The sequence below is a fragment of the Paraburkholderia sp. C35 genome (assembly GCF_003121405.1).
Classification (GTDB): Bacteria; Pseudomonadota; Gammaproteobacteria; order Burkholderiales; family Burkholderiaceae; genus Paraburkholderia.
Window position 1 is genome coordinate 1 of record NZ_QBUY01000071.1, and the last position, 13,874, is coordinate 13,874.

At 62.9% G+C, this 13,874-nt stretch carries 13 protein-coding genes; 9 read left to right on the plus strand and 4 right to left on the minus strand.

Annotated elements, in window-relative coordinates:
- Nucleotides 1–101: 101 nt before the first annotated feature.
- Nucleotides 102–1,232, minus strand: coding sequence for an AI-2E family transporter (locus DK391_RS30290; protein ID WP_109481686.1), 1,131 nt, complete (start codon nt 1,230–1,232; stop codon nt 102–104).
- A 260-nt stretch (nt 1,233–1,492) separates the two neighbouring features.
- Here DK391_RS30290 and DK391_RS30295 point away from each other — a divergent pair, with 260 nt between their 5' ends.
- From DK391_RS30295 to DK391_RS30310, 4 genes are all read left to right on the plus strand, one after another.
- A complete protein-coding gene (locus DK391_RS30295) occupies nt 1,493–2,707 on the plus strand; it encodes a DUF2863 family protein (RefSeq protein WP_109481687.1) in 1,215 nt (404 codons plus the stop codon).
- Between the two features lie 198 nt (nt 2,708–2,905).
- Nucleotides 2,906–3,787, plus strand: a complete 882-nt coding sequence (locus tag DK391_RS30300) for a response regulator transcription factor (RefSeq protein ID WP_109481725.1) — start codon at nt 2,906–2,908, stop codon at nt 3,785–3,787.
- Nucleotides 3,788–3,878: 91 nt separating this feature from the next.
- Nucleotides 3,879–4,553 carry an energy-coupling factor ABC transporter permease gene (locus DK391_RS30305; protein ID WP_109481688.1) on the plus strand — a complete coding sequence of 225 codons (675 nt, stop codon included), beginning with the start codon at nt 3,879–3,881 and terminating at the stop codon, nt 4,551–4,553.
- Between the two features lie 203 nt (nt 4,554–4,756).
- Entirely contained in the window at nt 4,757–5,365 is a 609-nt protein-coding gene (locus DK391_RS30310) for a hypothetical protein (RefSeq protein WP_109481689.1), read from the plus strand.
- 145 nt (nt 5,366–5,510) lie between these two features.
- On the opposite strand, the gene DK391_RS30315 is transcribed toward DK391_RS30310, so the two are convergent.
- Both DK391_RS30315 and yaaA read right to left on the minus strand, forming a co-directional pair.
- A complete protein-coding gene (locus DK391_RS30315; protein WP_109481690.1) occupies nt 5,511–6,677 on the minus strand; it encodes a M14-type cytosolic carboxypeptidase in 1,167 nt (388 codons plus the stop codon).
- 29 nt (nt 6,678–6,706) lie between these two features.
- Nucleotides 6,707–7,489, minus strand: coding sequence for a peroxide stress protein YaaA (gene yaaA / locus DK391_RS30320; RefSeq protein WP_109481691.1), 783 nt, complete (start codon nt 7,487–7,489; stop codon nt 6,707–6,709).
- A gap of 57 nt (nt 7,490–7,546) precedes the next feature.
- On the opposite strand from yaaA, the gene DK391_RS30325 reads away from it, so the two are divergent.
- Both DK391_RS30325 and DK391_RS30330 read left to right on the plus strand, forming a co-directional pair.
- Complete coding sequence (locus tag DK391_RS30325; protein WP_109481692.1) at nt 7,547–8,077, plus strand: putative toxin-antitoxin system toxin component, PIN family; 531 nt, start codon at nt 7,547–7,549, stop codon at nt 8,075–8,077.
- Between the two features lie 121 nt (nt 8,078–8,198).
- Nucleotides 8,199–9,389, plus strand: coding sequence for a pyridoxal phosphate-dependent aminotransferase (locus DK391_RS30330; protein WP_109481693.1), 1,191 nt, complete (start codon nt 8,199–8,201; stop codon nt 9,387–9,389).
- Between the two features lie 106 nt (nt 9,390–9,495).
- Here the strand turns inward: DK391_RS30330 and DK391_RS30335 are convergent, their stop codons facing one another.
- Complete coding sequence (locus DK391_RS30335) at nt 9,496–10,143, minus strand: glutathione S-transferase (RefSeq protein WP_109481694.1); 648 nt, start codon at nt 10,141–10,143, stop codon at nt 9,496–9,498.
- 136 nt (nt 10,144–10,279) lie between these two features.
- On the opposite strand from DK391_RS30335, the gene DK391_RS30340 reads away from it, so the two are divergent.
- From DK391_RS30340 to DK391_RS30350, 3 genes are all read left to right on the plus strand, one after another.
- Nucleotides 10,280–11,848 carry a 3-hydroxyacyl-CoA dehydrogenase gene (locus tag DK391_RS30340; RefSeq protein WP_109481695.1) on the plus strand — a complete coding sequence of 523 codons (1,569 nt, stop codon included), beginning with the start codon at nt 10,280–10,282 and terminating at the stop codon, nt 11,846–11,848.
- The gene (locus DK391_RS30345) at nt 11,849–12,637 is read left to right on the plus strand and encodes an enoyl-CoA hydratase (RefSeq protein WP_109481696.1); all 789 of its coding nucleotides are present in this window, start codon (nt 11,849–11,851) and stop codon (nt 12,635–12,637) included.
- A gap of 73 nt (nt 12,638–12,710) precedes the next feature.
- Nucleotides 12,711–13,799 carry a phosphotransferase gene (locus tag DK391_RS30350; protein ID WP_109481697.1) on the plus strand — a complete coding sequence of 363 codons (1,089 nt, stop codon included), beginning with the start codon at nt 12,711–12,713 and terminating at the stop codon, nt 13,797–13,799.
- Nucleotides 13,800–13,874 lie beyond the last annotated feature (75 nt).

The following is a 13,874-nucleotide window of genomic DNA, read 5'->3' on the forward strand; positions in this document are numbered from 1 at the left end:
GCGCCCAACCACTGCGCTACCGAACGAGGACGCGAATCTTAGGCCATCCCGCGCCCCGTGACAAGGGTGTGACGCAAGTTTTTTTACGCAGGCACAGCCCATCAATCCTCGCGCGCTTTCTCGACTGGCACAGTCGCGACCGGGTCCAACGGTTTTCCGCCAGCTCGCGCCGCTAGCTCACGCGCGTCGGGCGAGCCGATCGTCCAGTCGTGCAGCACGGTGTACGCCACGGCCAGCAGCGTCGGACCGATGAACACGCCAAGGAAACCAAACGCGAACGCGCCGCCAAGAATGCCGAGCATCACGAGGATCAAGGGCATGTCACTGCTCTTGCCGATCAGGATAGGCTTGACGACGTTATCCGACATCCCCACGACGACAACGCCCCATACCACCAGAAAAATCGCCCATCCCGTCGCGCCTCCGTGATACAGCCAGATGGCAGCCGGCAACCACACCACGACAGGACCACCAGGAATCACTGACAGAAAGAACGTCGCCAGCCCGAGCAATGCCGGCGTCGGCACGCCCGCGATCCAGCAGCCGAAGCCCGCCAGCACGCCTTGCACCAGCGCCGTCCCGAGGATGCCGTACACCACGCCCTTCACCGTGCTGCCCGCCAGATTCAGCAGATAGTCGGCGCGCTCTCCGGCGATGCGCCGCATGCCCGCGTTGAGCCACGCAGCCGCGCCCTCACCGCCCGTATAGAAAAAGAACGTCAGGATGATACTGAGCGCGAGCAGTCCCAACCCATGCGTGATAGCAAGCGCAGCAGCGAGAATCCACTTGCCGGCCGGCGCGGCCAGCACGCGCAATTGCGCGACCATCTCGGAATTGCTACTGGTCACGCGCTCCCAGAAAGATTCGATGCTCGAACCCACGAGCGGTATCCGCGCCACCCAATCCGGGAGATCGGGCAAGCCTGCGTCCATCAGATGCTGAACGAACTGGGTGAGCTCCTTGGTGTGGGCGCCCAACGCAAACCCCGCATAGACGAACGGCCCAAGCACGACCACCAGAATGATCAAAACGATCAGCGTGGCCGCCCACTTGCGTCGCCCGCCAAGCGTCGTCGATAGCTTGCAGTACAAGCCCCACGAGCTATAGCTGAGAATCGCGCCCCACAGCAGCGCGGTCGTGAACGGCGCCAGCACCAGCAGCGAGCCGCCCACCAGCAGCAGCAACGCGAACACGGCCGCCAGCCGCTCGATCAGTTGATCCGACTTCACCATGCGTCACCCCCGACACGAACCCACTCCCGCCGGAACGACTGCCGCGCGGACCTCGAAACGTCTGTAGAACGAGTATAGGAAAGCTCAGGCGAAAGCCACGCGCGGCGCGCCACGCCTCGCCGGCCAACGACCGTACCCAGACCGCGCAAGGCCCGGAACGCCCACAATGCGGGCGATTCGCTGCCAGCAGCGCGTGTCGATAATATGTCGACGAAGAAACGTCTAGAATATGTGGTTCTCTGCACACAACCTCCGGATTTATGCGCTCGCGAATCGCCAAACGTCTCCCTCCCGATGCCGACAAGCTGGTCGGTCTGTCGCTCGCGCTGTTTGCGTCGGGCAGCCGCACCGAAGACCGTTTCTGGGAAGCCAAGCTCGACGCTCTGCTCGCGAAAATAGTCCGCAACGGCAACCAGACGACGCTCGACGCCGCGCTCGACCATCTGCAGCAGAATCATCCCGACGCCTATGGCGCGCTCGCCGACATGGCCGAAACGCATAGCGAGTCGCTGATCGTCGATCACGAGGGCGTGCAGTACGAAGCGCTGCTGATCGCCGCGCCCGTACTCGCCTGGACGCGCTACGTCATTCCATCGGGCGCGCTCAAGGGCGACGCGGCCGACGCCCTGCGCGCGCATCTGCAGGCTCACGTGCTGGCTGCCGATACCCGCGTCGCGATGGCGCCCTTTATGTATAGCATCGACCAGTTGCCGCGTCATCACGTCGAAACGTGGCGCCTTGCGCAGCAGCTTGCGCAGGCGGCTGTCGGCGGCGGCAACGCAAAAATCAACTTTGGCGAGTTGCCGGAAACGTCACCTATTCTGGCCGACCCGCGTTTCCTGCTGGCCGTCGTGGCCGCGCCCGTCGGCGCGCCCGTGTTCCGCTGGCAGGAAGAAGAACACGGCACCCGCATCGAGCGCAGCCAGTGCCTCGAGCAATGGGCTACGCAAGGTGGCGCCAACCTGGCCGTCGTGCTGCCCGGCTGCGAGTTCGAATGCCTGCTGCCGGACGCCTACTACTCGGCCTGCCGCGACGCCGACGAACGCGTGCGCCCGCACACCGTGCGCACGGCAGTCCGCTATCTGTTCGACACGATCGGCGCGACGCCCGACGAACTGCGCGCGGTGGTCGCGGGTTTCGGCGAACGGCGCATCGACGAATATCGCATCGGCTTCACACGCCGCGGCAGCAACGATGTGATCTACGGCGTCGTGTGGCCGCTGTACGGACGCGAGAACGGCGACCCGAGCATCGACGAAGAACCGCAGGAAGCCATGTCGGCAGAAGGCCCGCTCGAAGACATCGTGGCGTTGCTAAAGGAAACGGGCATCACGGATATCCGCCGTCACGCCGGCCGTTTCGAACCTGAGTATTGCGACGATTGCGGCGTCCCGCTTTACGCCGATCCGCTAGGTGAGATCGTTCACGCAGAAATGCCGGAAGATGCCGAGCCTGCTCAACCGCATTTCCACTGATAACTTCAGAATTTTCTATGCCTTAGATCAAGCCCCGCCGCGTGCGGGGCTTTTTTTATGGCACTCGTCCTATGCCACTTGGACAGGCCGCCATGCGACTCGGAATTTGTCATTATCGTCACGATGGTGCATCGCCGCGCAACGACGATTTCGTTGCGTGCATCGCGCCGCTACGACCGATCGCTCAGGAGGCAATGCATGCGTTTTTTAGTATTCAACTCAGACGCCGAACGCAGGGAAGGACTCAAGGCGCTGTTACGGCAAGTGGACCGGCAGGCCCGGTTCGGTGAAGCGCAGGACTGGCCGCAGGTCGAGCGAACGCTGCGCCGCCTGCAGCCGGATCTGCTGCTGATCGACTGGGAGGAATGGATGTCGCCCGCGGAGGCGCGCATCCTGCTCGCCAATCATCCCGGCCTGCCCGTCGCCGTGCTGGTCGACGACATCTCGCCTGCCCAGGTTCGCGCGTTCGTCGAGAAAGGCGTGCTCGGCGTGATCCCACGCTCGACCGATCCACGCGTGATCGTGCGTGCGCTCGAAATGGTCCTGCTGGGCGTTCACTACATTCCCGCCGGCGCGCTTGCGTTCGAAGCGCCCAAGCCATCGGGCAAGCTTGTGCGTCCGCTGAACGAAGCTCACTCGCTCGAACGGGTCGCGCCGCCCCGGCGTCCGCGCCTCGCCGGCGGCCTCTCGCCGCGACAGGAGCAGATCATGCGCTGCGTCCATATGGGCAATACGAATAAAATGATTGCTCGCGCGCTTGGCATCAGCGAGGGCACCGTGAAAATCCATCTGGCGACAATCTTCCAGCAATTGGGCGCGCCCAATCGCGCCGCCGCCGTCGCGATCTACAACGGCTGGCTCACGGCTCAACTCGAAGTGCTGCGCAGCGGACACAATCGCATCCAACGCCCTGCTCGCGTAGCGCCGAATGTCGTGCCTCTGCGTCAACACAAACCGCGGTCTTTCCGCTATCCGTTGCCCGCCAGCGACACGACTGCTCAACTGCCGATGGCGGCCGAAGCGACAACGCCTTACAACACACGGCGCAAGCGCCCGGAGCGCGACGATGGCGCGATGTAAAGGTCGAAAGGAATCACCGCCAATCGACATAAATCATCACTGGCACGGAATCCGCTCACACGTTTCGCTGTTCAACGAGTAATATGAAGCTATGGGTTTCCTCTACACACCGCTTCCATTGTGGGTCGCTGTCGGTGGCTGGATCGCCGCTGTGGCTTTGCTCGCGCTCGCGTTCTGGAAGAACCCGTTCCGGCGCCTGCAGGAACCCGTGCTCCAGCACGTGTGGCTCGCCATCATCGTCGCGGTTTCGGTGCTGTGGGCAACCAACGCGTGGCTCGAAGACGGCACCGTCATTCACCTGCTCGGCGCCACGCTCGTCGTCACGCTGTTCGACTGGGGACTCGCCCTCATCGCAATGGCTATCGTGACGGGCCTTGCTGCCGTCGTGTTCGACGCACCATGGCAAGGCATCGCGCTTACCTTCCTCGTATTCGGTGCAGTGCCCGTCGGTGTATCGACACTTCTGCAACGCGCGAGCGTCGCATGGCTGCCGCGCAATCTCTTCATGTTCATCTTCGGTCAGGGCTTCGTGTCGCCTGCCATCGCCGTTACGGTGGCGTCGGCCGTTGCGTTGGCAACGCATATCGCGCTCGCGAACGGATCCATGTCCGTCATCCCGGCCGGCTATGTGTTCAGCGTGTTCCTGCTTGCGTCGGGTGAATCGTGGTTCACGGGCATGTCGACTGCGTTGATCGCCGTCTATCGCCCCGCGTGGGTCACGACTTACGACGTGCGCCGGTATCGCCTCGGCGGCCCACGCACCTGACTCTCTCCAGCTTCGCATTGCAAGGACAGCGAGACGGCCCAGCCGTCACCGCATGCGCTTGCATACCCTGCACGATCCGCCGATCTATCGCCTGTTGAGCCTCGCCACCACGACATAGGAAAATATTTGTGCCAGGATTGAACTCCTGCATGCGGACGGGCATCTTATGTGCCTGAAGTCTTCACAGCATTGAACAGAGATAGATGGATCGCACCAACGCACCGCGCCGATTGCCGCGGTTGGTCGGCCGGTTAGCGGTGTGGGTGGCGAGCGCAGCGCTCGCATGCTCGCTGCCTGCTTTCGCCGATCAACTCGGGCAGCACAACGACCTCGTCAGCAAGTTCATCAACGATATGCACGCCGATCCGCTCGTCGCGGATTGCGCTGCGCATGGCGACTTCGTTGCCAGCACATCGACGGCTTTCGATCACGTCGAGTTTCCACCCAGTTCTTTCGATAGCGCACACGCAGCCGTCACGCCGTGGAACGATTCGTTCGACGAAGGCAAGCAGAAGGTCAAGGTCGACAGCATCGTGACCGTCGAGGGCCTCGGCATGCCGCAAGGCGGCGGCGATCCATCGCAACTGAAATTCCGCTGTGGCTACGTCGGCGCGCAGATGCTCGCGTTCAGCTGGAACGACCCGGTGGCACCGTTGCGCGCGCGCAGTGCGGCGTCGTCGGGATCGAATAGCGTGAAGGGCAAGCACGGCGCGAGCGGCAAAGGCTCGAAGAAGAACTCGGGCAAGGCGGTGACGACCAAGAGCAGCGCCACCAAGTCGAGCACGAAGAAGTCCGCGGCCAAAACGCATTGAAGCTGCATCTGCGCGTGTTGACCAACGCGTAATCGGACCATGCGGGCAGTCATGCCCGCAAACCACGCAAGCAACAAAAAGCGAGGCCACGCATTCCGCGTGGCCTCGCTTTTTACATACCTTTGCTATTCAGCAACGTAGTGCGTCAGGCGAACGTTTCCATGTGCCAGAGAATCGCCTGCAACATCGACGCGCCGAGTGACGCGCTGCGCTCGCCATTCCAGCCCACACGTTCGTCAGGCAGATTGGCGTTGTCCTTGAACGGCATCTCGAGCGTCAGCGACAGACAGCCAAACTCATTGCCGATGTACTTCGAAGCAAGCTTGAGCGCGTCCTGCCGATACTTGCTCGCCTCATAACCAAACTTGTCCTGGAAGTCGGGACTCGCGCGCTTGAAGTTCTCGATGAACGTGGTCTGCTCTTCGCGCTGACGCTCGGTGAAGCTCGGCAGCATCTCCGAGCCGGCCACGAACACATACGGCAACGCTTCGTCGCCGTGAATGTCGAAGAACAGATCGCAGCCCGTCGCGTGAATAGCGTCGCGCACCAGCAGCACTTCAGGACTGCGCGCGGCATCCGGCTCCAACCCTTCGCGATTCAGGTTCGCGCCCGCCGCATTCGTGCGCAGATTGCCGTGCACGCTGCCGTCCGGATTCATGTTCGGCACGATGAAGAAATCGGCGTAATCGAAGAGCTTGCGCGCGACGGGGTCTCCCGACCAGTCGCCCCACCCTGCGAGCCGCTGCACCAGCCCTTCGACGAACCATTCAGCCATCGTCTCACCCGGATGCTGGCGCGCGATGATCCAGATTTTCTTCTTCGGCTTCAACGAGCCGTCGTCGAGCAAGGTCGGCGCGCCCAGCGTGAGCAGCGACATCGGCCGGCCTTCGACCGTCTTGCCCAGTTCCGTCAGCGCCGCTTGCGGCATCTGCTGAACCGCGCCGAGAAATTCCGAATGGCGCTCTTCGCCGTATGGCTCGAAGTACGCGTAGTAGATACGGTCGAAATCGGGCGTGTGATCGATGGTCAGCACGCGGCCATCGTACGAAGTCGGCACGCGAAACCAGTTCACGCGGTCATAGCTCGCACATGCCTGATAGTTGCGCCAGCCGTCGGCGAACGCACAATCGGCGGCGTTCTCGAAGGTCATCACGCAGCGCTCGCCGCGCGCGCCCGACAGGCGGAAATAGAACCACTGCGCAAAATCGGCATGGCTGTCGGGACGCACGCGCAAGCGAATGTTGTCGGCTTGCGTGCACGACAGGACTTCGATCGCGCCCGCGTCGAAATTGCTGGTAATGGATAGCGTCATGATGAGGTTCCTGCTGGTTCGGCGCGGCGTCAGTCCGCGATGCGCCGGCGAAAGACGTAGGTGGAATCGTTGGATGCGTCGGCATCGAATGCATAGCCTTCGACGTCGAAGCCCTTCAACTGTTCCGGCGCTTCGAAACGGTTCTCCACCAGATAGCGCGCCATCAGGCCACGCGCGCGCTTCGCATGAAAGCTGATGATCTTGTAGCGGCCGCCCTTCCAGTCCTCGAACACGGGCGTAATCACGGGGGCGGCGAGCTTCTTCGGCTTGACCGACTTGAAGTACTCGGTCGACGCGCAGTTGATCAGCACGCGCGATTCGCCGTTCTTCTTTTCCAGCTGATGATTGAGCGCGTGCGTGATGCGCTCGCCCCAGAACGCGTACAGATCCTTGCCGCGGCTGTTCTCGAAGCGCGTGCCCATTTCGAGGCGATACGGTTGCAGCAGATCGAGCGGACGCAGCAGCCCGTACAGGCCCGACAGCACCCGCACGTGCTGCTGCGCGTAGTCGAGATCGGAAGCGGACAGCGACTTCGCGTCGAAGCCTTCGTACACGTCGCCATTGAAGGCGAGCACGGCCTGTTTCGCATTCGACGTGTCGAATTTAGGCGACCACTCGGCGTAACGCTGGAAATTCAGATGCGCAAGCTGATCGGAAATGTCCATCAGCGAGGCGATGTCATGCGGGGACAGACGGCGCAGATCGCCGATCAGCTCGGCGGCGTCATCGACGAAATCGGGGATCGTGTGCTTCTTGACGTGCGGCGGCGTCTCGTAGTCGAGCGATTTGGCCGGCGACAGAACGATTATCATAGAGGCTTTCAGGCACGCCGTGCCTGGCGGTCAAAGACGAAAGCCAGATTGTAACGAATGCCCGAAACCCCTGCCTTGCCTGAACAGAACACACCCGCCTCCGTTGCCGGCCCGGCCGCGACGCCAACGCCCGCTGTCGTGCTCGATTCGAACGTGTGGATCGACATTCTCGTGTTCGACGATCCGCACACGCGCCCCATTCTCGCCGCGCTCGAAAGCGGCGCGCTGCGCGCGTTGATCGACGCACGCTGCCTCGCCGAACTGACGTACGTGCTCGATTATCCGCAGTTCGAAAAGCGCGCCATCGACAAAGCCGCCGCGCTGGCCCGGCTCGCGCGGCTCTCGACGCTGGTTGAGCCGCCAGCGCCCACCGAACACCCGCCTCCGGTGCCCAAATGCAAAGATCGCGATGATCAGAAGTTTCTCGAGCTCGCGTATGCGATGCAGGCGGACTGGCTGGTGTCGAAAGATCGCGCGGTGCTGAAAATGGCCAAACGGATCGCGCGCGATTTCGGTTTCCGGATCGCGCAGCCCGCGCCGTTCGTCGCCGAATGTGCGCTGGCCTCCGTGGAACCTGCCGCGGCCTGACGCACGCACGCGACGTATCCAAAACACCGCCCGGCCAACCGCCGCGCCGATTTTCCCTACAATCGAGCTTCACGCCTGACGAGCACGGCATCCACGACGGCGACCGCCCCGGCACTACCTTATGAACGCACCGCACGATCCGACGACCACGACCATGACCACCACGACTCCTTCGTTCCCGTCCCGCTTGCCCAACGTCGGCACGACGATCTTCACCGTGATGAGCGCGCTCGCCGTCGAAAAGAACGCCGTCAATCTCGGCCAGGGTTTTCCGGATTTCGACTGCGATCCGCGTATCGTCGATGCCGTGTCGAACGCAATGCGCGAAGGCCACAACCAGTATCCGCCGATGGCCGGTGTCGCGCCGTTGCGCCAGGCGATCTCCGAGAAAATCTCGAACCTGTATGGCCGCCGCTACGATGCCACCACCGAAATCACGGTGACGGCAGGCGCGACGCAAGCGCTGCTCACAGCCATCCTGTGCGCCGTCCATCCGGGCGATGAAGTGATCGTGGTCGAGCCGACCTACGACAGCTATCTGCCGTCGATCGAACTGGCGGGCGGCAAGCCCGTGTTCGTCACGCTCGACGCACCCGACTACGCGATCCCGTTCGACAAGCTCGCCGCCGCGATCACGCCGAAGACGCGCATGATCCTGATCAACACGCCGCACAACCCGACGGGCACCGTCTGGCGCGCGGACGACATGAAGAAGCTCGAAGACATCGTGCGCGGCACCAACGTGCTGATTCTGTCCGATGAAGTCTACGAGCACATGGTCTACGACGGCGCGCCGCACGAAAGCGTCGCGCGCTATCCGGAACTCGCGCAGCGCAGCTTCGTGGTGTCGAGCTTCGGCAAGACCTATCACGTGACGGGCTGGAAGGTCGGCTATGTGGCCGCGCCCGCCGCGCTGACGGCCGAGTTCCGCAAGGTCCACCAGTTCAACGTGTTCACGGTCAACACGCCGATGCAACTCGGCCTCGCGCACTACATGCAGGACCCGGCACCGTATGTGAACCTGCCCGCCTTCTATCAGAAGAAGCGCGACTTCTTCCGCGCAGGTCTCGCGCAATCGCGTTTCAAGCTGTTGCCGTGTACGGGCACGTATTTCCAGTGCGTCGACTATTCGGCCATCAGCGACATGCCCGAGGCCGAGTTCGCGCAATGGCTGACCAGCGAGATCGGCGTGGCCGCCATTCCCGTTTCGGCGTTCTATCACGAGTCGCACGAATCGGGCGTCGTGCGCTTCTGCTTCGCGAAGAAAGAAGACACGCTCGCCACCGCGCTCGAACGGCTGGCGCGTCTCTAAGACGATGCGCGCGATGTTGCGAATGAACCCAGGTTCTTCGTCATCGCGCGCGACGCAAGACGGCGCCTGTGCCGTGTCGCATCCGTCCCACGCACAGGCCGCGCGCTCACTGCTTCTTTTGCGCTTCCACGTACGCCTTGCGGTCGTCCGTCACGCGCTGCGCGGCGGGACGCGCATTAATCGCCTTCACGTACGGCTTCCAGTCGATGCCGACATCGAGCAGGAAATCGCGGCCATAAATGGCCTGCGTCGTCATGCCGACGAGCGGCAGGCTCGCGAAGCCCGCAATATCCGCAATGCTGAACTGCTCGCCGCGCAGATACGGCGTGAACTGCGCCAGCCTTCTGAAGCCACGGATATGATGAATCAGCAGTTTCTCGGTGCGTCCTTTCGTGGCGTCCGTGACCGTGCCGCCGAAAAACGCCTGCTTGTACAGATTGCGCGCCGTCAGTTCGAGATGCACGTCGATGAACGTGATCAGCTCGCGCTGCTTCGCCGCTTCCCACGGATCGGGCGAAAAAATCGCCTTCTCGGGAAACGCCGCCGCCAGATATTCGATGATCGCCTGCGACTCGCACAAACTGCCCCGCTCGGTCACGATATACGGCACCTTGCCGAGCGGCGAGTGCTGGAGCATCGCTTCATCCTGGCTGAACGCCACCGGCACTTCCTCGAACGGAATGCCGAATTCGAGCAGCGCAAACTTCACTTTGTTGTAATAGTTGGACAGCGCAAAACCGTGCAGCTTGATCATCCGTTATCTCCCTGCGGATTGATGTCGAAATACGCTTGCGATTCGTCCCGGTCTTCGCGGTTCATGCCAAGGCGCGCGAACACGGCAAATAGAAACGCACGTACTATTTTAGAATAATCATGGAGTGAGTCACATCATGTCATCGAACACCTCTCGCCAGTACACCATCGAGACCGTCGGCATCGTCGGCGCGGGCGCGATGGGTCGCGGCATCGCGCAGATCGCCGCGCTCGCGGGCCTCAAGGTCAGGCGTTTCGACACGAGCCCTGAGGCTGTCGGCGCGGCACGCGATTACCTGTCCGATACGTTCTCGAAACTGGTCAGCAAAGGCAAGCTCGACAATTCGCGCTCGCTGGCCGCGCTCGCCAACGTGACGGGCGCGAACGCCATCGGCGATCTCAAGGATTGCGATCTCGTCATCGAAGCGATCGTCGAGAAGCTCGATGTGAAGCGCGCGCTGTTCAAGGAACTCGAAGGCGTAGTTGGCGAGCACTGCATTCTCGCGTCGAACACGTCGTCGCTGTCGATCACGGCGATTGCGGCCGCATGCGCCGATCCTTCACGCGTACTCGGCTATCACTTCTTCAACCCGGTGCCGCTGATGAAGGTCGTCGAAGTCATCGACGGTCTGCGCAGCGATCACGCGGCAGGCAATGCGTTGATGGATCTCGCGCGCCGCATGGGGCACACACCCGTGCGCGCGAAAGACATGCCCGGCTTCATCGTCAATCACGCGGGCCGCGGCATGAACACGGAAGGTCTGCGCGTTGCAGATGAAGGCGTCGCGAGCTTCGTCGAGATCGACCGCATCATGCGCGAACAGGCGGGCTTCCGTCTTGGGCCGTTCGAACTGCTCGATCTGACCGCGCTCGACGTTTCGCATCCCGTGATGGAATCGATCTATCACCAGTTCTACGAAGAGCCGCGCTTCACGCCGTCACCGATTACGGGCACGCGCCTCGCGGGTGGACTGATCGGACGCAAGGTGGGCGAAGGCTTCTATACGTATGTCGATGGCAAGCAGCAGGCGCCCGTCGAAGCGCCCGCGCCGACGCAATTGCCGCAGCGCGTCTGGATCAGCGCACGCGTGCCCGCTGCGCGCGAGGCCGTACTCGCGCTGATCGCCAAGGCCAACGTTGCCATCGACGAAGGCACGACGCCAGCCGCCGATTCGCTGATCGTCGTGACGCCGCTCGGTTTCGACGCAACGACAGCCGCCGTCGATGAAAACCTCGACGCGAGCCGTGTGGTCGCCATCGATACGTTGTTCCCGCTCGCCGACGCAAAGCGCCGCACGCTGATGACCACGCCCGCGACCACGCGCGCCGCGCGCGACACGGCACACGCCCTCTTCGCGCACGACGGCGTGCCCGTTACCGTGATCCGCGATTCGACGGGCTTCGTCGCGCAGCGCGTGGTGGCGACCATCGTCAACATCGGCTGTGACATCGCGCAGCGCCAGATTGCCTCGCCGCAGGACATCGACCTCGCCGTGACGCTCGGCCTCGGCTATCCGCGCGGGCCGCTCGCGCTCGGCGACGCGCTCGGCGCGCCAACCATCCTGACGATCCTGCGCAACATGTTCGGCGTGCTCGGCGATCCGCGCTATCGCCCGTCGCCGTGGCTCGCGCGCCGTGCACAACTCGGCATGTCGCTCACACAATCCGATATCGCAGATCAGGACAACGCAAAGGAGACCGCATAAATGGCCGCCGAACTGCTCGCCCCCCGCCCAGCCGAAAGCGAATCGACGCTCGTGCTGACGCTTTCCAACCCCGGTGCGCGCAATGCGATGCACCCGGACATGTACGCAGCCGGCATCGAAGCGATGAACACGGCCGAACGCGATACGTCGATTGGTGCCGTGGTTATCACGGGCGCGGACAACTTCTTTTGTGCGGGCGGCAACCTGAACCGCCTGCTCGAAAACCGTGCGAAAGATCCTTCCGTGCAGGCGCAAAGCATCGATCTGCTCGGTGAGTGGATTGCCGCGCTGCAGGCGTCGACGAAACCGGTGATCGCGGCTGTCGAAGGCGCGGCGGCGGGCGCGGGTTTTTCGCTCGCATTGGCCTGCGACCTGATCGTCGCCGCCGATGACGCGAAGTTCGTCATGTCGTACGCGCGCGTCGGTCTCACGCCCGATGGCGGCGGTTCGTGGTTTCTCGCCCGCGCGTTGCCGCGCCAGCTTGCGACGGAAGTGCTGATCGAAGGCAAGCCGATCGGCGCGGAGCGTCTGCATGAACTCGGCGTCGTAAACCGGCTCACGAAGGCGGGTGCCGCGCGTGATGCAGCTGTTGCGTGGGCCGACGATCTCGGCAAGATTTCGCCGAATTCGAAGGCGCGCATCAAAGGGCTGATCGCGGCGGCAGGCGCGCAGTCACTGCCCGAGCATCTCGTTGCCGAGCGAGACAGCTTCGTCGCGTCGCTGCATCATCGCGACGGGCTGGAAGGCATCACGGCGTTCCTCGAAAAGCGCAAGCCGAACTACAGATAAACATGCTGCATGCGGCACCCGCAATTCACTTTAATAAGGCGCAGCTAGCAGACGGATTTCAAACGGAGGAGACATGCCGCAAGACGCGACACCGACCGACTACTCCGCATTCGAAGGCACGCGGCCCGTGAGCGAGCGGCAGCGTATCGATATCGACGCGCTGTCCGTGTGGCTATCGCAACATGTCGAAGGCTTTACGAGACCCTTGACGCTCGAACAGTTCGCGGGCGGCCAGTCGAATCCCACCTTCAAGCTGATCACGCCGACGCGCGCCTATGTGATGCGCGCGAAACCCGGGCCTGCCGCGAAACTGTTGCCGTCCGCGCATGCGATCGAGCGCGAGTATCGGGTGATGCACGCGTTGCGCGACACGGATGTGCCTGTCGCAAGGATGTTGGCGCTGTGCGAGGACGAAAGCGTGATTGGCCGTGCCTTCTACGTGATGGCGTTCGTCGAGGGCCGTGTGTTGTGGGATCCGTCGCTGCCCGGCATGACACCGGCGCAGCGCGGCGCGATCTATGACGAGATGAATCGCGTGATGGCCGCGCTGCATACGGTCGATGTCGACGCAACGGGTCTTGCGGACTACGGGAAGCCCGGCAACTACTTCGTACGTCAGATCGGCCGATGGAGCAAGCAGTATCTGGCCTCGGAGACGGAACCGATCGACGCGATGCATCGCCTGATCGAATGGCTGCCGCAGCATATGCCTGCGGAAACGGGCACGCACGCGTCGGTCGTGCATGGCGATTTCCGGCTCGACAATCTCATCTTCGATCCTCACGAACCGCGCGTGCTCGCCGTGCTCGACTGGGAACTGTCGACGCTAGGCGATCCCCTCGCCGACTTCGCCTATCACTGCATGGCGTGGCACGTCGATCCGACGCAGTTTCGCGGCATCGCGGGACTCGACTGGACAGCGCTCGGCATTCCCGACGAGGCACGCTATGTGCAACGTTATTGCGAGCGCACGGGGTTGACGATTGCCGGCGACTGGAACTTCTATCTCGCGTACAACATGTTCCGCATCGCGGCGATCTTGCAAGGGATCATGAAGCGTGTGGTCGATGGCACGGCGGCGAGCGAACAGGCGGCCGACGCGGGGCGGCGCGCGAAACCGATGGCCGAACTCGCGTGGCGCTACGCGCAGAAAGTGCGCTGATTCGACTGCGTCGATGAACTGTCGGCGCCGCATCGACTCACTCTGTAGACCGGATTCAACGTCATCCATGAGGGC